This is a genomic window from Salinibacter sp. (genome assembly GCF_036626415.1).
GTDB lineage: Bacteria > Bacteroidota > Rhodothermia > Rhodothermales > Salinibacteraceae > Salinibacter.
In genome coordinates this window covers 1-19,354 of the sequence record NZ_JAZKRW010000055.1, presented here as the reverse complement: position 1 = coordinate 19,354, position 19,354 = coordinate 1, and the positions used below count along the sequence as shown (strand labels likewise).

20 protein-coding genes are annotated in these 19,354 nt (G+C 64.7%); 9 read left to right on the top strand and 11 right to left on the bottom strand.

Annotation, left to right across the window (positions count from 1 at the left end):
- Together V5A20_RS07865 and V5A20_RS07860 are read left to right on the top strand one after the other, a co-directional pair.
- The coding region (locus V5A20_RS07865; RefSeq protein WP_332327066.1) for a helix-hairpin-helix domain-containing protein at positions 1 to 318 on the top strand (318 nt) is incomplete at its 5' end.
- 116 nt (positions 319 to 434) lie between these two features.
- Entirely contained in the window at positions 435 to 767 is a 333-nt protein-coding gene (locus tag V5A20_RS07860; protein ID WP_332315593.1) for a hypothetical protein, read from the top strand.
- On the opposite strand, the gene V5A20_RS07855 is transcribed toward V5A20_RS07860, so the two are convergent.
- The 4 genes from V5A20_RS07855 to V5A20_RS07840 form a co-directional block, all read right to left on the bottom strand.
- Positions 764 to 1,705, bottom strand: coding sequence for a calcium/sodium antiporter (locus V5A20_RS07855; protein WP_332315594.1), 942 nt, complete (start codon positions 1,703 to 1,705; stop codon positions 764 to 766). The two genes, V5A20_RS07860 and V5A20_RS07855, sit on opposite strands and share 4 nt — an antisense overlap.
- An 84-nt stretch (positions 1,706 to 1,789) precedes the next feature.
- Positions 1,790 to 2,437, bottom strand: coding sequence for a thioredoxin family protein (locus V5A20_RS07850; RefSeq protein WP_332315595.1), 648 nt, complete (start codon positions 2,435 to 2,437; stop codon positions 1,790 to 1,792).
- An 81-nt stretch (positions 2,438 to 2,518) separates the two neighbouring features.
- Positions 2,519 to 3,256 (bottom strand): hypothetical protein, encoded by a 738-nt coding sequence (locus tag V5A20_RS07845; protein ID WP_332327065.1) that lies wholly within the window; start codon positions 3,254 to 3,256, stop codon positions 2,519 to 2,521.
- 110 nt (positions 3,257 to 3,366) lie between these two features.
- Positions 3,367 to 3,603 (bottom strand): hypothetical protein, encoded by a 237-nt coding sequence (locus tag V5A20_RS07840; protein ID WP_332315597.1) that lies wholly within the window; start codon positions 3,601 to 3,603, stop codon positions 3,367 to 3,369.
- A gap of 224 nt (positions 3,604 to 3,827) precedes the next feature.
- Here V5A20_RS07840 and V5A20_RS07835 point away from each other — a divergent pair, with 224 nt between their 5' ends.
- From V5A20_RS07835 to V5A20_RS07810, 6 genes are all read left to right on the top strand, one after another.
- Positions 3,828 to 6,839 (top strand): tetratricopeptide repeat protein, encoded by a 3,012-nt coding sequence (locus V5A20_RS07835; protein WP_332327063.1) that lies wholly within the window; start codon positions 3,828 to 3,830, stop codon positions 6,837 to 6,839.
- Positions 6,840 to 6,926: 87 nt separating this feature from the next.
- Positions 6,927 to 8,624 (top strand): hypothetical protein, encoded by a 1,698-nt coding sequence (locus V5A20_RS07830; RefSeq protein ID WP_332327062.1) that lies wholly within the window; start codon positions 6,927 to 6,929, stop codon positions 8,622 to 8,624.
- A gap of 122 nt (positions 8,625 to 8,746) precedes the next feature.
- On the top strand, positions 8,747 to 8,953 hold the full coding sequence (locus V5A20_RS07825) for an HU family DNA-binding protein (RefSeq protein WP_332315600.1): 207 nt from the start codon (positions 8,747 to 8,749) through the stop codon (positions 8,951 to 8,953).
- 24 nt (positions 8,954 to 8,977) lie between these two features.
- Positions 8,978 to 9,889 carry an SPOR domain-containing protein gene (locus V5A20_RS07820; RefSeq protein WP_332327061.1) on the top strand — a complete coding sequence of 304 codons (912 nt, stop codon included), beginning with the start codon at positions 8,978 to 8,980 and terminating at the stop codon, positions 9,887 to 9,889.
- Between the two features lie 30 nt (positions 9,890 to 9,919).
- The gene (locus V5A20_RS07815) at positions 9,920 to 10,657 is read left to right on the top strand and encodes a MotA/TolQ/ExbB proton channel family protein (protein WP_332315602.1); all 738 of its coding nucleotides are present in this window, start codon (positions 9,920 to 9,922) and stop codon (positions 10,655 to 10,657) included.
- A gap of 48 nt (positions 10,658 to 10,705) precedes the next feature.
- Entirely contained in the window at positions 10,706 to 11,107 is a 402-nt protein-coding gene (locus tag V5A20_RS07810) for an ExbD/TolR family protein (protein ID WP_332315603.1), read from the top strand.
- Positions 11,108 to 11,312: 205 nt separating this feature from the next.
- On the opposite strand, the gene V5A20_RS07805 is transcribed toward V5A20_RS07810, so the two are convergent.
- Complete coding sequence (locus tag V5A20_RS07805; protein WP_332315604.1) at positions 11,313 to 12,863, bottom strand: YifB family Mg chelatase-like AAA ATPase; 1,551 nt, start codon at positions 12,861 to 12,863, stop codon at positions 11,313 to 11,315.
- A 352-nt stretch (positions 12,864 to 13,215) separates the two neighbouring features.
- Positions 13,216 to 13,773: a plastocyanin/azurin family copper-binding protein gene (locus V5A20_RS07800; RefSeq protein ID WP_332315605.1), complete on the bottom strand. Its 558-nt coding sequence runs from the start codon at positions 13,771 to 13,773 to the stop codon at positions 13,216 to 13,218.
- A gap of 376 nt (positions 13,774 to 14,149) precedes the next feature.
- On the opposite strand from V5A20_RS07800, the gene V5A20_RS07795 reads away from it, so the two are divergent.
- Entirely contained in the window at positions 14,150 to 14,956 is an 807-nt protein-coding gene (locus V5A20_RS07795) for a DUF3047 domain-containing protein (protein WP_332315606.1), read from the top strand.
- Positions 14,957 to 15,005: 49 nt separating this feature from the next.
- Here the strand turns inward: V5A20_RS07795 and V5A20_RS07790 are convergent, their stop codons facing one another.
- The 5 genes from V5A20_RS07790 to V5A20_RS07770 form a co-directional block, all read right to left on the bottom strand.
- Positions 15,006 to 15,866 (bottom strand): phosphosulfolactate synthase, encoded by an 861-nt coding sequence (locus V5A20_RS07790; RefSeq protein WP_332315607.1) that lies wholly within the window; start codon positions 15,864 to 15,866, stop codon positions 15,006 to 15,008.
- A gap of 148 nt (positions 15,867 to 16,014) precedes the next feature.
- Positions 16,015 to 17,385 (bottom strand): MmgE/PrpD family protein, encoded by a 1,371-nt coding sequence (locus V5A20_RS07785; protein WP_332327060.1) that lies wholly within the window; start codon positions 17,383 to 17,385, stop codon positions 16,015 to 16,017.
- A 188-nt stretch (positions 17,386 to 17,573) separates the two neighbouring features.
- Positions 17,574 to 18,221 carry a class I SAM-dependent methyltransferase gene (locus tag V5A20_RS07780; protein ID WP_332315609.1) on the bottom strand — a complete coding sequence of 216 codons (648 nt, stop codon included), beginning with the start codon at positions 18,219 to 18,221 and terminating at the stop codon, positions 17,574 to 17,576.
- 109 nt (positions 18,222 to 18,330) lie between these two features.
- A complete protein-coding gene (locus V5A20_RS07775) occupies positions 18,331 to 19,056 on the bottom strand; it encodes a copper resistance protein B (protein ID WP_332327059.1) in 726 nt (241 codons plus the stop codon).
- 55 nt (positions 19,057 to 19,111) lie between these two features.
- Positions 19,112 to 19,354 (bottom strand): multicopper oxidase domain-containing protein (locus V5A20_RS07770; RefSeq protein WP_332327057.1); only part of this gene is annotated, 243 nt, incomplete at its 5' end.

Sequence of the window (19,354 nt, the reverse complement as noted above, 5' to 3'; positions counted from 1 at the left end):
GACTCCGACCCGGTCTTCCTGGCGAAGGACAGCCCGGCCCTGCAGTTGCTCCAGAAGGTGCGGGACGAGGCCCACCGGTTCGCCGTCACCTACCAGCGCAAGCGCCGCAAGAAGAAGACGCTGCAGTCCGAGCTGCTCGACATCCACGGCATCGGCCCGAAGACGGCCAAGACGCTGCTCGGGGAATTCGGGTCTGTGGCCAAGGTGAAGGAGGCTGACGAGAAGGCCCTGGCCGAGGTCGTAGGCCCGGCGAAGGCCGAGACCGTTGCGGGCTACTACGACGGACCCGAAGCCGCAGCACCCTCAGAAGCCAAATAGGGCCTTCGGGGCGGGGCCAGAATTTACAAACGGGATTTTTGCAATAACGGCAGTAAAATGTCCCGAACCCGTTCGGGGCCCGTTCGACGATCTTTGCACACCTTTCTCTCTTCCGTATGCCGGCTCCCGACCCCAGCTCTTTGCTCAACCGGCTCGTCAACGAACACTGGGACACCGCCGCCCGCCACGCCTGGCGGCAGTACGACCAGCGCGGGCGAGGGGCAATTGTCTTCACGGTGCAGCCCGACGCTGACCGCGAGCGGCGCACCCCCCTCAAGTACCTCACCTTCAACGATGCGTCCGCGGCCCAGGATGGGGCCTTTTCGAAGCTACACGAACTCGTGCGGACCTATGACCCCGAGCAACAGATCGTCGCTGTGGCCGTCTTGCCCGATGAGCGCACCGTGTTCGAGGTGTACACGCGAGAGCCGCCCCCCCCGCAGGCTTAGCCGAAGAACAGGAATGCCATGTATCCCAGGTACAGGATAAGCAGACCTGCACCTTCGCCCCGGCCCAGCGTGTAGTCACTCCGCAGTAGGGGGAGCACCAGAACGGCGAGCCCCACCATGAGCACCAGGTCTACCGTCGAAAGGGCGGCCGTAGATAGGGGGATCGCCGTGGCCATCGGGCCGAGGATTCCGAGGATGTTGAGGATGCACGAACCGATGGCGTTCCCGATGGCGAGGCTTCCTCGCCCCCGGTAGGTCGCCATTACAGAGGTGGCCAGTTCGGGCAGGCTCGTGCCCACCGCCACGACACTCAGGCCCACCACGAGTTCAGAAACCTCGTACAGCCGGGCCAACCGCACCGCGCCGTCCACCAACAGATGGGCCCCGAGCAAAAGCCCTCCTATTCCAAGCACGAAGATTCCCACGGCCCGGACCAGTGACATCTGGGACGGCAACTCATCGGTCACCGCATCGTGGATCTGAGCTGGACTGCGGCGTGCGGCCCAAACGGTGAAGCCCAGGTATCCGACAGCGCCGAGTGTGAGGAGCGCCCCGTCCCCGCCTCCCAATTCCCCGTCGAGCAGCAGGGCCACGAGCAACAAGGACGCCCCAACGAGGATGGGAGCGTCGAGCCGTACCACCTTCGCCTCCACGTCCATGGGCCGGACGAGGGCGGCGAGCCCGAGGATGAGCCCAATGTTGCTAATGTTGGAGCCGACCACATTGCCGATGCCAATCGCCTCCCTGCCCTGAAGGGCGGCATCCACACTCACAACCAGCTCCGGCAGGCTCGTCCCAATCGACACGACGGTGAGCCCCACGACGAGGGGCGACAACCCTCCCCGGCGGGCCAGTGCCGTGCCTCCTCGCACCAGCAGTTCCGCCCCGAGCGTAAGCAGCACGAGGCCCCCAAGGGTCTTGAGAATCGGGAGAGACATTGTCCGGGCGCAGGTGCGAGAAAGAAGTGCCGGACGCCCCCTCAGAACTCATGATGCCAGGGGTGGCGACGGGCAGCTCCACCGTCAACGGGTGAGATCTGCTTCCCCGGTCGCCCCGGACACGGACCGTTCCGTCACGGCCTGAATCCGCTCCGCAAGCTCTCTGTCGGTCTCTGTCCAGCCGCCTTCCTCGTAGTACTCCAGGAATTCCTCGATGAGGTCCATCTTCTCATCGTGTTTGGCCTGTAGCTCCGAAAATCGACGGGCCGCTCCGTCGGGACGCGGCCCCCACGTAAAGAGTTCTTCGCCGTCTTTCGTGAAGGCGACGAGCTTGGGAATACTGCGACTCCCGTCCGTGAGGTACTGGTCCATAATGTCCAGGTTGTCATCCCGGGGCAAAATCCGGAGTGCGACCTGATCGGACAGACTCGCTGCCTCTGCGATCACGGGCAGCACGAACGCCGAATCGCCACACCACGGCTCGGTGAGCACCATCCAGAGCTGAGCATCCTGAATGGCCTTGGCGGCCGACCGAAGCGCCTCGGATGGAGAGTATGAGTCGTGCACGCGGGCCTGCCGCTCCCAATTGTACTTGAGATAGTGGTGTAGGCGCCGCGCATCCGGATCTGCATCATCGGAGGGGGGCTCATCAAGCCGACGAGTCCACGCCTCTTGGTACGCGTCGTAGCGAAGCCCGTCGTGGGGGCGGCCTTCCGCAAAGAAATCAGGCATCAATCAGGGACGAACGATTCGCATCACTCGTGAAGGGTATCTTCGCACCTCGCATGCAGGCTCACGGATGTCGGACCCGCACTACCACCAGCGCTGGAGCCGTGCAGCGAGGTAGCCGCCGGCCGTGAGGCCCACAATCGTGTAGATCGATTGTCGGAGGGCGGAGGACTCATCTTCTTCCGAGAGGGTATCTTGGACGGATTCGACCTGTTTCTCGAGGGTCTCCTCCGCGTCTTCCGCGAGACGTTCCCCGAGCTCGCGTGCCTCACCAGAGGCCTCCGCCGTCGCTCGGCGCACCGTCTCTCCGGCTTCGGTCCCCGCACGACGCGCCTGCTCGGTCGCCCGACGGGCCAGGTCTTCAGCCTGTTCACGGAGGCCCTCCCCTCGTTCCTGCGCCTCCTGAGCAAGCCGCTGACGGACGCCTTGACTGGAGCGGACCGCCCGGTCCGAAAGGTCCTTGCCCACGTCCGTCGCCACACGCCGGGCCTCGTCGGCCAGCCGCCGGAGACGGCGGCGGGCCTGGTCTGACAAACTCGGGGGGCGAGCCCGCGTGATCCGGGCGGCGCCGTACCCCGCTGCCGTCCCTGCCGCAACAGCCACAGCCACCGCAAGAAAGGGGCGACGCTGAACCCAACTCTTGGCCTGCTCCCTGGCCTGGTGGGCCTTCAGGCGGGTCACCTCGGCCCGCAGCTCGCCGAGGAGCTCGTTCATTTCTTGAACCGTTGTATCTGTATCGCGCGAGGCCGCCCCGTCCGTTGACGTATCTGTCCCCTCTTCCGAGGCTCCGGTACGGGCGGTTTCAGAATCGTTTTGGCTCATGGGTACGAAGAAAAATCTGTAGAGAAGAATTAGGTTGGAAAAGGGTCCTTCCCAGAGGCGTGCGCAGCGGCCCTGCACCACGCCCTAGGCCGCAGCGTCGGGCGCCGCCGCTAGTCCCGAAGCATCGCTCCCACAAACACCCCCGTGGCAAACGCCCCAAGCAGTGTGGCCTTCTGGTGCCGCCGCACCCAGGAGCGAGCCATGTCCGTTGCGAGAGAGGCCGGTACCCCGTCCGGCATGCTCGTCTCGTCCTCCTCGGCCCAGGACGAAGAGGCGTCTTCTCCAAAGGGAGGCTCCGGAGGGGGCGGTGGAGTGCCAGGGCTGGGATCAGAAGACGGATCGGGCATGAAACCGTAAGGTTTTGGGAGAGAAAATGTTGATTCGGACTAGGTCCAGTCGTTTTTCAGTGCCGGACGGGAACGAAGGCCCCGGGGTCAGCTTTCCTCAGAAACGAGAGTAGTGGGTCGAACCGCCCCGTTGTTCGCGTCGTAGGAGCATCGCGGACTGGGGGTGACCGATTGACCTTTCAGTATGGCGCCGTTGTTCAGATTTGACTCGCACTTCCCCAAAAATGATTCTCCATTGGCGTCGATTTCTTTTTCTCTGTGTGCTTGCGGGAACGGCACTTTCCTCCGCTCAGGCGCAGCAGAAGGCCCCTGCCCCAGGGCGGGCCTTCACATCGGCGGTGCAACTGTACGAACAACAGCTCTACCCGGACGCGGCGTCGGCCCTCTCCGCCTTCCGACAGGCCCATTCCACACACGTCAACGCGCCTCAGGCCCTTTACCTGGAGGCCCGCGCCGCCCTTGCCCGGGAAGAGGGCACCGAGACCCGTCGCCTCCTTTCCCGGCTTCAGCAAGACCATCCCGCGCACCCGCGGGCCCAGACCGCCCGCCTCAGCCTGGCACAGTACTATCTGGACCAGGGGAATCCGGACCGTGCCAAGTCTCAGCTTCAGGTCATCGCGACGGCCCCGAACCGTCCGGACGAAGGGGCCCGGGCACTGTACCTCCTCGGCCGCACGGAGCAGAACGAGGGCGACCTGCGTGCTGCCCTGCCGTATTTTAAACAGGTGTACACGCGCTACCCGGACGCCGACGTGGCTCCCGCAGCGCTGTACGCCCGGGGCGTCACCCAGGTGCGCCTGGAGGAGTACGACCGGGCGACGGCCTCCTTCGAACGCCTCGGCGAGCGGTTTCCGGACTCCCCCTTCGCCGAGAACGTGGGCACCATTCTCGGGGAGGTCTACTACCGTCTCGACCAATACGAAAACGCCGCCACGGAGCTTCAGCGACGCCTCTCAGGCCTGACCGGCGACGAACGGGCCCGCACCCTGTTCTTGCTTGGGGAAACGTACAGCGCCCTCGGCCGCCGAGACGATGCCGCAACCCAGTACCGGTTGATTTTAGAGGAGCTGCCAGACAGCCCCTACTCGACCCCCGCCCGCTACGGCCTGGCCTGGCAGCACTACGGCGCGGGTCGTCACGAAGCCGCCGCCGAGGCCTTTGCGACGGTCCGGACTACGGACGGCCCCCTCGCCCCCGACGCCACGTATTATGAGGCGGCCAACCGAGCCCTCTCGGGCGCCAGGGATCGGGCCCTCCAGTTGTACCGCTCATATCTTGACCGGACCGAAGAGGGCCGACTGGCGACGGCGGCCCACTACGAAATCGGCCTTCTCCACTACCAGCGGGACCAGTACGATCGGGCCGCGGCGGCCTTCCGGTCGGTGACCCAGCAGGCATCGTCGGACGGCCCGATCGGGGACGCGTACTACTGGCTCGGCAACGCCTACCTGGCGACCGACGCCCTGGACCGGGCGCTCGACGCGTACACCGAAGCGATCGAGCGGGGGGCCGCGTCCAGTTCGGTAAAGGTGGCCGTTCGGTTTCAGAAGGGATGGTCCCTGTACCAAAACGGGCGCTATGCCGACGCAGGCGCCGAATTTCAGGCCCTGGCCGACGCACACCCGGAAACGGCCCGGGGCCGGGAGGCGCTGTTTTGGGGGGGCGACACGTTTTATCAGCGGGAGCAGTTCGGAGACGCGCGCCGCCTGTTCCGGCGGTACCTCGACTCCCAACCGGAAACCCCGCAGCGGGCGGGCGCCCTGTACGCCCTCGCCTGGACGCACTTCAAAGAACGTCGCTTCGCCCCCGCGGCCCAGTCGTTTCGGGAATTTCTGACCACGTATGATGGGGACGATGCCACCGACATCCCCTACCGACAAGATGCCCGCCTCCGACTGGCCGACTGTTACTTTGCCCTCAAACGGTACGACGACGCCATTGCCGCCTATGACCGGGTCGGAAGCGAGGCCTCAGAGTACGCCCTCTACCAGGGGAGTCGGGCCTTGTACTACGCAGGCCAATCGTCCGATGCGCTGGACCGCCTGCGGCAGTTCGTGGACCGCTACCCGGAGAGTCCGTGGCGGCCCGAGGCCCTGTACCGCATCGGGGACATCCACTTCCAGGCGCAGCGCTACGAGGCCGCCCGCGAGGCGTTTGGCCAATTGCTCAGCGACCACCCAGATCATCCTCGCGCTGCCGAGGCCCAGTACGGGACCGGGGACGCTCACTACAACGCCGGGGAGATGGAGAACGCCGTGCAGGCCTACCGGACCGTCTTGGAGACCTATCCCGAAAGCCCCTCCGCCAGCGAAGCGGCCTCCAGCCTCTTCTTCGCCCTCAACGCCGCGGGACAACAGGACCGCGCCGATGACCTCATCGACTCGATTGCGGCCCAAGTGCCGGACGCCAACATGGGAGACCGGCTTCGCTATCACCGTGCCCGGGGGGCCTATCAGCGAGGAGAATCGAAGCGCGCCCTACGCCTCTTCCGCACCTTCGTGCGCACTGCCTCCGCCGAGACGCTCGTCCCCAACGCCTACTACTACCTCGGGCTCTTGTACGCCGACACCGAGCAGTACGACGAGGCCCAAAATTACCTCCGGCAACTGACCGACCAGTATCCCGACAGCGAATACGTGCCCCAGGGCAGCCTTCGGTTGGGAGAGATCCTCCTCGACCAAGAGGCCTACGAGCCGGCCCTGGCGGCCTACCGCACCGCCGCCACGCACGACCAAACCCGGGATGAACTGCGCGCCCAGGCCCGGTACGGACAGAGCCGCGCCCTGCTCCAGCTTGGCCGCACCGACGAGGCCGACACCCTCTTGTCCAAGATTTTAGAAGCCGGGCCGCAGGGGCCCCTCCGGAATGCCGCCCGACTCGGACTCGCCCGCGTCCGGCAGGCCCAGAACCGTACAGACGAGGCCCTTGAGCTGTACCGACGCGTCATTCGCGCGTCCGACGGCGCAACGGGGGCCGAGGCACTGTACCGTCTCGGCCGCCAGCTTCGACGGCAGGGCGCCCCCCAGACCGCCATCCGCGAACTGGAACGGATGCCGTCCCTCTTCGCCGGCCATCCCGAGTGGGAGGCGCGGTCGTTGCTTGAGCAGGCCCGGGCCTATCGCGACCAGGGCGAGACCGGCCAGGCCGTTCAGCTGTACGACGAGGTGCAGCAGACCTACGGCGGGACCCCGTTTGCCCAGACGGCCCAGGAGGAAAAACGGGCGCTCGAGTCGTAACACGAGGGCCCTCCACGCTTCTTCACGTTGTCGCACAGCTCTTCTTGGCTCTTCCCAATGCGAACCTCCAACCACGGGCCTGTCCCTATGCTTTTCCGTCTCTCCGGCCTCTGTCTCGTCGGGATGGTCCTCTTGGGGGCCGCTCCGCCCACGTACGGGCAGCCGGCGGACACGACCCAGCTCCCCGAAATTGCCCCCCGGGAGATTGAAATTCGGGGCGAGCGCCAGGTCGCCCTCCCTTCCCTGGAGCGCCAGCCGTTGACCGGCTTCACGTCGCCGCCCTCGATCCCCACTGTGCCGCCGGACCATCGCCCGTACACTGGCAGTTACGATCAGCCTCTGGAGGGCCTTCCGGAACGCCTGCCAGTCCCCGAAACGGCCTCAACCTCAATGGACCCGACCGCCGAGCCGGCCCGAGGCTACCTGGAAGGCGGCAGCGGACGCTACTTCCGTCGCTTCTTCGAGGGACGCGTGGGGGTGCCGCTGTCGTCTCAAAGCCAGCTCTCTGTGCACGGCGCATACACGGGAACGGAAGCGGACCCGAACGACGATGTCGCGAAGGCCGACGTCCGCCTCACGCACACGCAGGACCCCGTTCGACTCAACGCGATGGCGCACGGAAACGTGCAGCGGTATGCCCTTTTCGGCGCTTCGCCCGTCGGTCCAACCGCCACCCAGGTCCCCGATCGAGAAAGCTATTCGGCCGGCGGGGCGGTTCAACTCCGACACACGGACTCTGCGGCCCCGGCCCGGGCGGAGGTCCGTTACGATCAGACCCAGTACACCTCCCTCCTCGCTCCCGGGACGGGGGAATTGACCTACGACCAGCAACAGCTGGGCCTCGGCGGAGAGGCGACGGTGCCAGTGCCCTATCGTCCTCACCTGAGCGTGCAGTATCAGCGCTCCTGGTTGTCCAACGACGCACAGACCAACACGGCCTTCGACGTCGACGCCACCGGCACCGTCTCGTATTCCCCGAGCGACCCGGTGTCGCTTGAGGCCGGGGCCACCCTCCTCGCCTTCGACACGCCTGCCCAGCCGACGCAGCCGAGCGCAGGGTCCGCAGAGGCGACCTTCGTTGCGCCTGCGGTGAACGCCGAGTGGCGCGTCGCCGAGGGGGCCCGTCTCTTCCTCCGCAACCGCCCGCGCCTCGGCGAGACCTCTTTGGAGCACCTCTACGCCACGAACCCGTACGCCCAACACGCCCCGTCTCTCCGCCCCACCCTCGAAACGACGAATGCGGAGGCGGGGCTCACCCTAACCCGTGGACTCGTGCGCCTCGTCGCCGCAGCCGGATACCGCTACGCACCGACCTACCGCTACTTTGCCCTGTCCGCTCAGGGGGCGTACGAGGGGCTGCACGGCGTTCAGTACGACGCCGCCCGCTTTTTGGAGGGCCGTGGCGAAGTGGCGCTGCAGGGCGTCGAAGGGGTGCAGGCCTCGCTCGGCCTCACGGTGCAGGACGGCACGCTCCCCGACCTCGACACCTCCATCCCAAACGTCGCCTCCGTCACGGCAGATGCGCTCCTGACGCTCTCGTTCGCCGAGGGCGATGGCTTTTTGAAGGCATACGGGCAGTTTCACGGGCCGCGGGACGCCGGGCTCAATCGCAGCGTCCGTCTCGACCCATACTTCTCCATGGACCTCGAAGGCGCATACGCCGTGGGGTCGGACCTTGAGCTCGTGGCCCGCGCCGAACAGCTCTCGATCGACGCCCCGACGCGATGGGCAAATTATCCACAGCCCGTGGCCGCCCTCTCCGTAGGCCTGCGACTCCGATGGTAGGTCTCTCCGAACGCGTGGAGGTCCGATGAGATCACATCCCCGGGTTTTATGTTGCATCCCGTGAACATCATTTTAGGCCGTGCCGAAAACGGCCCCACTCCCCCATTTTTCCGACGTTCGTTATGGAATCGCCTTCGGCCGACGACGTAATCGAAGCATTCACCGACATTCTGGAGCATCAGTTGTCCACCGGAAATGCCGTGGAGGTGCCGGGCCTCGGCACATTCGCCGTCGAACATCGCCCGAGCGCGGTGCAGACCGAGGATGACGTCCGTCGCCTCCTGCCGCCGCGGAACGAGGTGGTGTTCACCCCGGAACAGGACGCGTGATCCCTTCCCCACTTGCAGAGCCTCATGTCCAACACATCCATTCCCCCTCTCCTCGCGGAGCGGCTCGACATTTCGGAGGAGCGGGCCCGTTCGCTACTGGATACGATGGTGGAGGAGCTTCGGGAGCGTGCCGAGACCGACGGCGTCCAGCTGTCTGGGCTTGGCACGTTTCGAGAAGAGGACGGACGCCTCACGTTCCAGCCGAGCCCCACGCTGCGACGCCGCGTCAACCGTCCCTACGAAGGCCTCTCCGCCGAATCCTTGTCGCCCTCTGCCGCCCCCGAGGAAGCCGACTCAGACGCAGAGCCGGCCGATTCGGAAACGCCCCCGTTCCTCACTCGCAAATCGTCTGCCGAGGAAGAGGACGCCGCTCCCGACGAGTCGGGAGATCCGGAGCCCCCCTCCGATGACCAGGACCGTCCCCCCACCCGGCCCGACGCCGACGAGCGGTCTGTAGACTCCTTTGCCCTCATCAGCCTCATCCTCGCAGGCCTCTTCCTGCTGGGGGCGGGCTGGTTCGTCGTCAACCAGACAAGCCTGTGGGGCCCCACTGAAAACGCAACGCCCTCCACGACCGCCGAAACGCCCCCGGATCCGACCGCCGGGAGTGCCCCGGCGGATTCTGTGCCCGGGTCACAACCCGAGAGCTCCCCGTCCGCCACGAAAGATTCCGCAACCGATTCGGAGCCCACGCCGGCCGTCCGGGACTGGACCATTGTGGTCGCCTCCAGTTCGTCGCGCAGCGCCGCTCAGGAGGCCGCCGACACGTACGGGTCCCGGTTCGATTCGGTCACGGTCGTGCCCGGAACGGTAGACAATACGACCTGGTACCGCGTGACAATCGGGCGGTACACCTCCGAAACAGACGCCGAACGCGTCCTCGACGACCGAGCCGATGCCCTTCCCTCGGACGCCTGGACCCACCAACTCGAATAGGACTTTCCCCATCGACCCCACTTCGCCTCCGTGCCTTCTGCTCTGCTGACCGCCGCCACCGCCCTCCGCCAACAGGTAGACACCACGGCCCTCGACACCACCCAGACCGCCTCGGGCCAGGCCTCCTCCCTGCTCGACATTCTGGTGCTCGGGGGCTGGGTAATGGTTCCACTGGTGCTGCTCTCCCTGCTCACCTTTTATCTGTTGGTCGAGCGGCTCATCACCATTCGGCAGGCGGCCTCTGACCCCGAGGCGATCACCGATCGGGTGCGCGAGTTCGTGCGCAACGGCAACGTCGACGCCGCCATTCAGTACTGCGAGGAAAAGAACGTCCCCATTACTCGAATTCTGAAACAGGGCCTCGAGCGCCTGGGCCGCCCAATTTCCGAGATTCAGGATGCCGTCCAGGCCGCCGGCAAACACGAAACCTTCGACCTCGAGAAGCGAACCAACCTGCTCGCCAGCATTGCCGGCATCGCTCCTATGCTCGGCTTCTTCGGAACGGTGGTGGGCATGATCCGGGCCTTCCAGCAGATTCAGAACCTGCAGGGCAACGTGAATCCGTCAGTGCTTGCGGGGGGCATCTGGGAGGCCCTCATCACGACCGCAGCGGGCCTTCTCGTGGGGATCCTGGCGCTGTTCTCCTACAACTACCTGATGGGACGCATCCGGCGCCTGTCGAACGACATGGAGCGCTCCGCCACAGACTTCATCGACCTTCTGCAGGAGCCAGTCTCCCCAGAGCGCCCCGAAGAGTTGCCGTCGTAGAGTCCGCTTTCCCCGCGTCCCTCTCCGCTGACGAACCCCTGGCCTGCCATGCCGCTCGACTTTTCTCCGTCCCGCGAGCCGATGACGACCTTTAGCCTCGCGGGCATGACGGACGTCGTCCTGCTGCTGCTGATTTTCTTTCTGCTCACCTCCAGCTTTATCCCGCAGATGGGGATTCAGGTAAACCTACCGCAGGTGGACAGCGCCTCGCCCGTGTCGGAGCAGTCGATTACCGTCTCCCTGACGAAGGACGGCTCTTACTACGTGGCCGGCTCCCCCGTGCCGCAGGCGCGCCTGGTTAGCGAGCTCCGCTCTGTCCGCACCGACCAGCAGTTCCTCATCATGCGGGCCGACCAGGAGGCCCGGATCGGCCAGTTTGCCACGGTCGCTTCGGCGGCCCAGGCCCTAAACATGCGCGTGCTGGTGGCGACGGAGCGGGCGGGGCCGTAGTCGCCTTTCACTTCTGCATCGCAATCCTCCCAATTGCAGGCCCCCGGGGAGCGCTTGCGCTTGAATGAGGAGGTATAGGACCCTTGAGCAAGCATCTCTTGCCCCCACCTCGCCCGGGCACCGGGGGCTTCCTTGGCTCGCGACGTCGGAAAGAGAGAGGGTCTTGGATTGCACTGTCTTTCAGAAAAATACTCGCGCGAACCCCTCAGCCGTGCCACCAGTCGCGGTCCAGCGACCGGTACTGAACAGCCTCCGAGACATGCTCGGGCCGGATCGGGGTGCTGGCCTCCAGGTCCGCAACGGTGCGGGCCACTTTCAAGATGCGCGTGTATCCGCGGGCACTCAGGCCGAGCCGGTCAGACGCCGTGCGGAGCAGGTTTTGCCCCGCGTCGTTAAGTGAACAGTGCTCTTGGACCCGCTGGGCATCCATTTGGGCGTTGCTGTAGACGTCCTCCGCCGCCTCAAACCGCTCCGACTGCCGCGCTCGCGCCTGCACCACCCGTTTCCGAACGGTAGCGGACGATTCGCCGGATCGCTCGGCACTCATCTCGTCGAAGTCGACCGGTGCCACCTCTACGTGCAGGTCAATCCGGTCCATGAGGGGTCCACTAATCTTGCCCAGGTATCGTTGCACCTGAGCGGGCGTGCAGACGCACTCCTGGTTCGGGTCGTTGAGATGCCCGCAGGGGCACGGGTTCATCGAGGCGATGAGCATGAAGCGGGCCGGGTACGTGACGGTCGTCTCGGCCCGGCTGATCGTGATGCGCCCCTCTTCCATCGGTTGGCGAAGCACCTCCAGGACCCGACGTTGAAATTCGGGCAGTTCGTCGAGGAAGAGGACGCCGTTGTGGGCGAGGGAGATCTCGCCGGGCGTCGGGTGGGCGCCGCCGCCGCAGAGGCCGGCGTCCGAGATGGTGTGGTGCGGGGCGCGGAAGGGGCGCGTGGCCAGGATGCCGTGGTCGGACGCGAGGTCACCGCTGACGGAGTGAATCTTCGTCGTTTCGAGGGCTTCGTCGGTGCTGAGCGGCGGCAAAATGGTGGGCATGCGGCGGGCGAGCATGGTCTTGCCAGATCCGGGCGGGCCCACCATGAGTGCGTTGTGCCCTCCGGCCGCCGCGACCTCGAGCGCTCGTTTTACGTTTTCTTGTCCCCGCACATCACTCAGGTCGCGCCGGTACTGGCGGGCCTGGTCAAAAATGGCGTCCAGGTCGTTCGTGTACGGCTCGGGGGCCGCCGCCCCGTCCGGGGCTTGCAAGACATCGAAGGCGTCGGTGATCGTCTCGACTGGATAGACCTTGAGGTCATCCACCACGGCGGCTTCGGCGGCGTTCTCGACGGGCACAAGCACCCCGTCGTAGCCTTCTTCTTGGGCCTTCATCGCCATGGGCAAGACCCCGTTGACGGGCCGCACAGTCCCGTCCAGAGCCAGCTCGCCCGTCAGCCAGTATCGATCCAGCACATCTTCACGGACCGCGGTGCCACTGGCCGCGACCCAGCCCACCGCCATCGGCAAATCAAAAGCCGCGCTTTCCTTCGGCACGTCCGCCGGGGCCAGATTGATGGTGATGCGCCCCCACTCCACAGGAATATCATTGTTTTCGAGGGCGGCACGGACCCGATCGAAGCTCTCCCGCACCGCCGCCCGGGGCAGCCCTACGACCGAAAGTCCACGCATGCCGGACGCAACGTTTGTTTCCAGCTCGACCGGCAGGGCGTCAACCCCATGTGTCGTGCTACTCCAAACCTGACTTAGCATGGGATGCCCAACGAATCGATGTGGGGACGGCAGACAGGATCAGTAGACACATCCATCCCGATGGGCATAACGTCGCCATCCCTCTTCCCCGCCAGCGTCTCGACTCCGCACTCGAACGGCTTGCGCCGGAGACCCGTGATGTCTCTCACAATCTCGGAATGGGGGCGTGCCCCTCCGACTCCACGCTGCAGGTGGATCTCGCTGAAGTGCACTTAGGGCCCTCTCCCCTGCCACGTCCGCGCAAGGGCGTCGGGAAGGGGCCGCACGGCAGGGAGCGCTTTTTCACGCTCCCACCGCACGGACAGGTGTCCTCAGGACGCCCAAGTCGCGCGTCCGCCCCCAACGAGGGAGTCTACTCCACGATCATGGTGCCCTGCATGGTGGCCCAGTGGCCCGGATACGTGCAGACGTAGCCGTACTCGCCCGGCTCCGACGGAGACGTGAACGTCACCGATACCGTCTCACCCGGCTTCGAGATGTCCGTCGCGGCCAATACCGCCGAGTGGTCGGGCACGTACTCGTTCGAGGCCCCCGCCTGCACTCCGGCCTGCCCCACCTCCTTGAAGATGTCCTGCTCGGGCGGCTCGTTCATAATGAGCACGTTGTGCTGCATCGACGGGCTCGACGCGGTGTTTTCAAACACCAGCTCAATCTCGGTGTCTGCTGGCACCGTAAATTCCGTCTCTTTGTACTTCATCTGGTTGCCCTGCGGGTGCAGCGTCACCGTCTGCGAGCCGCCTCCGGTGGACTGTGCGGACGACTCGCTCGCGGATCCGGAGGAAGAGCCGTCTGCGTCTCCGCTGCCGCCGCCACAGGCCGACACCAACGACCCAACGCCGAGGCCGGCGAACCCGACCATGCTTAGGCGCTGTAGGAAATCGCGTCGTGAAACGTCTTGTTCATTCGTCATGGTGAAGCAAAACTGGTTGGAAGTCGAATTTGAGTGCGTGATTTCTACAGGTTGAAAGCTCGGCGCAGTCACGGGGTCCTATTCGGGATTAAAAGACCACGAAAAGCAGTTTACTCGACCACGAAAACCGCTTGATCTTAGAAAACATTTTGCCCTTTTCTTTTCTCGTCTTATGTATAGATTGACATTTTGATTTTAATAATAATACAGATCGATCTACCGAAAAAAGTCAATATATGACCGTTTTGCCCAATACTTCTCATTTTTGGGGAAGCGCCTCCGGGCCGACTAGATTGGAATGACCCGGCTTTTCCGAACGCACCCGGGGACCCATCTGGGCTCAATCCAGCCCCCCTTCACTAATCCCGTGATCCCAATGACCCTCTCCGCACGATCGAGCGTCCTGTGGCTCGGCATCCTTGTAGGAGTCGCAGCGCTGATCGGCCTCACGAACTACGCGCAGGAAAAACATGTCGGGCACTTTTCGGCCGCTCAGGCAGACTCCAACGGGCACCCGTCCGGCTGGGAAATCATTCGCTTTGGCGACGTGGAGACGGAAACTCAATACCAACTCGTTGAACGATCCGTCAAGGGCGAGTCTACCGCTGTGGTTCGTGCGGTCAGTGACGGCGGGGCGGCTGGGTTGGGGCGCGAAATGGACCTGAATCCACGCCAGTACCCAATGTTGTCGTGGCAATGGAAGGTAACCAACGTGCTTGAGGAGGGCGACGCCCGGACGAAAGATGGGGACGACTACCCGGCTCGTCTCTACGTCACGTTCGACTACGCCCCGAGCAATTTCGGTCTGGTCGACCGTGCCAAGTACGAGGCGCTCCAGGCCCTGGGGTACGACCAGGTCCCAACCCGGGCCCTGAGCTATGTCTGGGCCAGCCGCGTTCCCTCAGACACGGTTCTTGCAAATGCATTTACGGACTGGGTCCAGATGATTCCCGTGGAGAGCGGCTCGACGAGGGTCGGGACGTGGGTTGGAGAACGGCGCAACATCCGTGTGGATTACCGTCGCGCGTTCGGGGAGGCCCCGCCGCCCATCGACGGCGTCGCCCTCATGACCGACACCGACAACACCGGCGAGGCCGCCACCGCGTACTACGGGGACATCACCGCCCGGCGGCCTGCATCCATCCAGGACTCCCAGATCGATTGGTCGGACTTGACCGATTGAGCCTGTCGCCCCCCGTGCCTTTCCCCTCGTCTCGTCGGCGCGCACGCGGCTATCCGTTCGAGCCCTCGTCCTTGAACGTTTGCACGCGCCCGAAGAGATCGTGCGGCCCCCAGATCCCGCTGCGCAGGCATTCGAGCTGCACGATCTGGCTATGGTCCACGAAGAGGTTTACCTCCGGGCCGTAATTTTGGACATACCAAGGAAAGACGTGCGGGTCGGCCGCCTCAAACATCAGGTTTTCCAACCCGAGTTCGTCGATGAATTGGGCCGGGATTTCCGTTCGCATCTCGGGCACATTCTCGGTGATGCCCTCGCTCTCCATCATGATCTGGTAGGCGCCCGCCTCCAAAAAGCGCTTGGCTCGGTTGATGGCCTGTGACGGGTCCTTCTGGCCGATTTGCTCCAATTCCTCGGTCGTGGTGGCGCCTCCACCGGCCCCGTGCTGCACGCCGACCTCCGGCTTGGCTTTCAGGCCGGCCTCCTGAACAAGCTCGATCAGTCGCACCCAGTCGTCCGTGGGGAGCGTGATAAAGCCCGCGGAGATCTCGATAATGTCAAAACCGAGGCGGGCACACTCATCCACATACTGGTGTACCGCATCGTCCCCCTGCGTGAGCACGTACTCCATGAACCCGCCCGTGGAGACGCGCACGTCGTGTTCGTGGGCCGTGTCGAGCAGGGCCTGCACCTCCGCCTCCGGCATCAGGCTGAAGGAGCCGCCGGCAAATTTGAGATTATCGACGTAGTGTCCCATCGTCGACAGCACGTCGTCAAGATAGTTTGGCCCCATGACGCTGTAGTACGGGCCGCGAATCTCGGTAACACCCGTCTCGCGAGGCTTCTCGCCACGGTCGTTGAGGTCAAGAAATTGGAAGGCACGTCGGGGATCGCCGGTGATGTCATTCGGCATGTGAACGTCGTTGGTCGATGATTGGATGACAAAAAAACGATCGATGGAAGCAGCTGACTCCTTCGGAGCGTGATTCGTGAAGCGTGATTCATGATGGCGTGAATCCGACGCCCTTAATTTCCATTCTTCACGTGTCACTTCTCACGCATTACTCCTCCGGGGTCTCCACACGGGACAGGAGGTCGAAGAGATTGGCGGCCGGCAGCGTCTCCAGGTCCTGCACCGCGCCAATGAGGTCCCCGCGAAGGCTCGAGTCGGTGTAGGGCTCTGCAAGGCGAGTGAACTTCTCCGAGACGGTGTCCCACGTCATCGGCTTCGTGTGGAAGCCCTCGTAGTCCTCCTTGTGCGTCTCGTAGACCGTCCCGTCGGCACGGATGCGCACGTCGCAGACCATGTGTTCGGGGAATCGGGCGCTGTATTCGGGATTCTCTCTCACCTCCACCTTCCGGAGAAGCGACTGCACGTCGCCCGCCTCGATGCGACCCTGCTCGTACTGGGCGGGCAGCACCTGATCGTCGAGAAGCGCGACGGCGGTCATGTAGTGCAGGCTGTGGTCGGCCTCCTCCTTCCGCCGAACGACGGTCTTGTCGCCCTCCTCCCCGCCCCCGATGATGTCGACGGCCACGTCGAACGTATCGATTTCAATTTTCTCGATGTTCGACGAGTCGATGTCGTGTTTGCGCTTCAGCTCCAGCGCCCCCTCCAGGGTGGCCTGGGAGTGGATCTCGGCGTTGTACTTCTTGATGATGGTGCCCGTAACCCGCTCCAGGTCTTCTTCTGACCAGCCGAGCTCGAAGTCGCCCGCAATCGAGTGCATGAATCCCTTGTTGCCCTCAAACACCTCGGGCGGCCCGGTAATGCCGCGCATCGCAAGAAACGCCGAGTGCGTGGCCGTGAAGCCGGTCTCAGGATACGCCAGGCCCTTCCAGTGGGAAATTTCGCCGGTCCGCGTCACGCGGAGGGCGTTGTGGGCCGTGCCACTGATGGCGATGGCATTCGCCGTCTGCTCCGGGTCCAGCCCGAGTGCCTTCGCTGCCCCGGCAGACGCGGCGTACTGGCCCTGCACGGTGTGGTCGAACCCCTTGGCGCGCACTGGCGCCTCGTCACTCAGGCGACACTGCACCTGATACGCGACGGCGAGGGCCGTGAGGAGGGCTTTGCCGGAACCGCCGGCATACTCCGTCGCCGCCATCACCGAGCCCAGGTTGTCACTCGGGTGGCCGGTCTCCCCCTCGGCGAGGTAGCTGTCGTTGTAGTCGAGGTACCGGACAAGCGCGCTGTTATAGAGGGCTGCGCGGTCGGGCGCCGCCCGTCCCCCGCCGATCAGGCTAGCCTGCTCGGCCCCGCCAAAATCGGCGACATGTTCGCGGAGCGCACGGATCGGCTCGCCGTCCAGGGCCCCAATGGCACACCCGAGCGCGTCGAGCACGCGGATTTTGAGCTGTTGAGTGGCGTCGACGGAAAGATGGTCGTAGGCAACGTCGTCGACGAACGCCGCGAGGTCCTGAACAATGGACATGTGAGCATCAGGGAGCTATGAGACGGCCGGATGAACCGGTTTATTCCAGTAGCTCCTACGCATACACCGTGGGATAGATCTTAAAAGAAGACAAAAAGATCTGAAAACATGAAAAAGGATAACCCCAGTTCCACTTACCCGTGCACGCCGCCGCGGGGAAGGGGGCATTCGGCAAGGCAAATGACATCCTACGGGCAAGGGGTCGGTCGGGCCTCGGCTCCCATGAGCCCCCATACAAGATCGAACCGATAGCGGAAGGCATCCTGCACCTCGAAACTCGCGGACCGCATCTTCCTCCTGAGTTCTTCGAGGGTGTAGCAGGTCTCATAGGCCGGGTCCACCCGTTGGAGGAGGGCATCCATCATGCGGCAGGTCCAGTAATCCCGACACCAGTCGAGCACGACGAAACGGCCCGTGGGGCGGAGCACACGGTGCACCTCCCCCAGCACGGCCCCCGGATGGGTAAAGTAGTGAAACGTGTTGGCACAGACGATCGCGTCGAAGGCGTCGTCGTCGAACGGGAGGCCGTGGGCATCGGCCTGCTCAATTCGTATGTCCGCCTCCCCGGCAAGCTTGCTGCGGGCGCGCTCCACCATGGCCGGGGCCAGATCTACGCCCGTCAACTCGGCGGCGGGCGTGTCCCTGGCGATGCGGTGGAGCAGCTCGCCGGTGCCACAGGCCAAATCAAGCACTCGTTCGCCTGGCTCCACGGCGGCCGTCTGCTGGGCCACCGGGAGCGTCTGGTTCATGTAGCGCCGCCAAAAGAGGTCGTAGATGCGGGCCCACCCGTCGTACTGATTGGGAACGGCAGCCTTCTGGCGAGGGAAAGACGACATTGAACGAGATCGGAACGATGAATCCGTGTCGTGAAGAGCGCTTCCGAGCCCAGTTTTCCTGCCCCGGCGACAACCATGGCGCCGGGCATGCCGACGAGACCGCCCCCAGTCAGCGCCACATCCGCACGCCGAAGACGAAAGCCCCATCGGCGGCGTCCCCGCCCGCAAAGTCGGCCGTCTCGCCAAACCGCCAGTTCTGGTCGTACCCGATGTAGGGGGCAAACTTGCGGTGGAACTCGTAGCGGAGTCGCAGCCCCGCGTTCAGGGCATTCATCCCCGTGCCGACGCCCCACTCGGGCACGTCCTGCAGGGCAGCGTTGACCTCCACCTCGGGCTCCAAGGCGAGCCGCTGCGTAAAGAGAAACGAGTAGGCCGCCGAAACGCTGGCGGACACGTGTCCTTCGTCGCTGACGTACAGCGTGGGGTCGACCTCAAACCGGTACGGCGCCACGCCCTGGACTCCCACCGCCAGGTGGCCGCGCGTCTGGCCCCCCTCTTCCCAGCTCCGGTCCACACGCGCCCCGCCCACCACGTCGAAGAACGGCGAGATCAGCCGCCCGTAGAGCGCCTCCACCTCGGTCTCTCCGGCCCGCTTCAGGGTCGACTGCTCTCCTTCGGCGCGGAGCCAGAGGCGGTTGATGTCTCCGCCCACGTAGCCCACCGCCTCCATCGAGACCGGCCGTTCAGCCGGGCCGGGGGCGTACTCCAACTGGTCGAAGAGGACCCTCGTGAAGATCTTGCTGTCGGTGGTCTGGGCGCGGGCCCCTGGCAGCGCACTGGTCCCTAGAAGGAGGACCATGGCCAGGGCCGTGAGCGCGGTCTTGAAACTCGTCATGAGCAAACGGAACGATTTCTTTGGAAGCACAACGGCGATTCGGAGCCGGGCCCTTCTACGCGGGCGGCTGGTAGTGGAAGTCCCCGTCGTGGTCCTCCGGGGGCTCGACGTAGACGACCCGCGCCATCCCGGCCTTCATGTGCCAGATGATGTGGCAGTGGAAGAACCACGGCCCCGGCTCATCGCCGTCGATGAGCAGCGACACGCGCTCGGCCGGCTTCACCAGCACAGTGTCGACCAGCGGGGCGCGCTCCCCCTGCCCGTTCTCCAGCTCCATAAACATCCCGTGCAGGTGCAT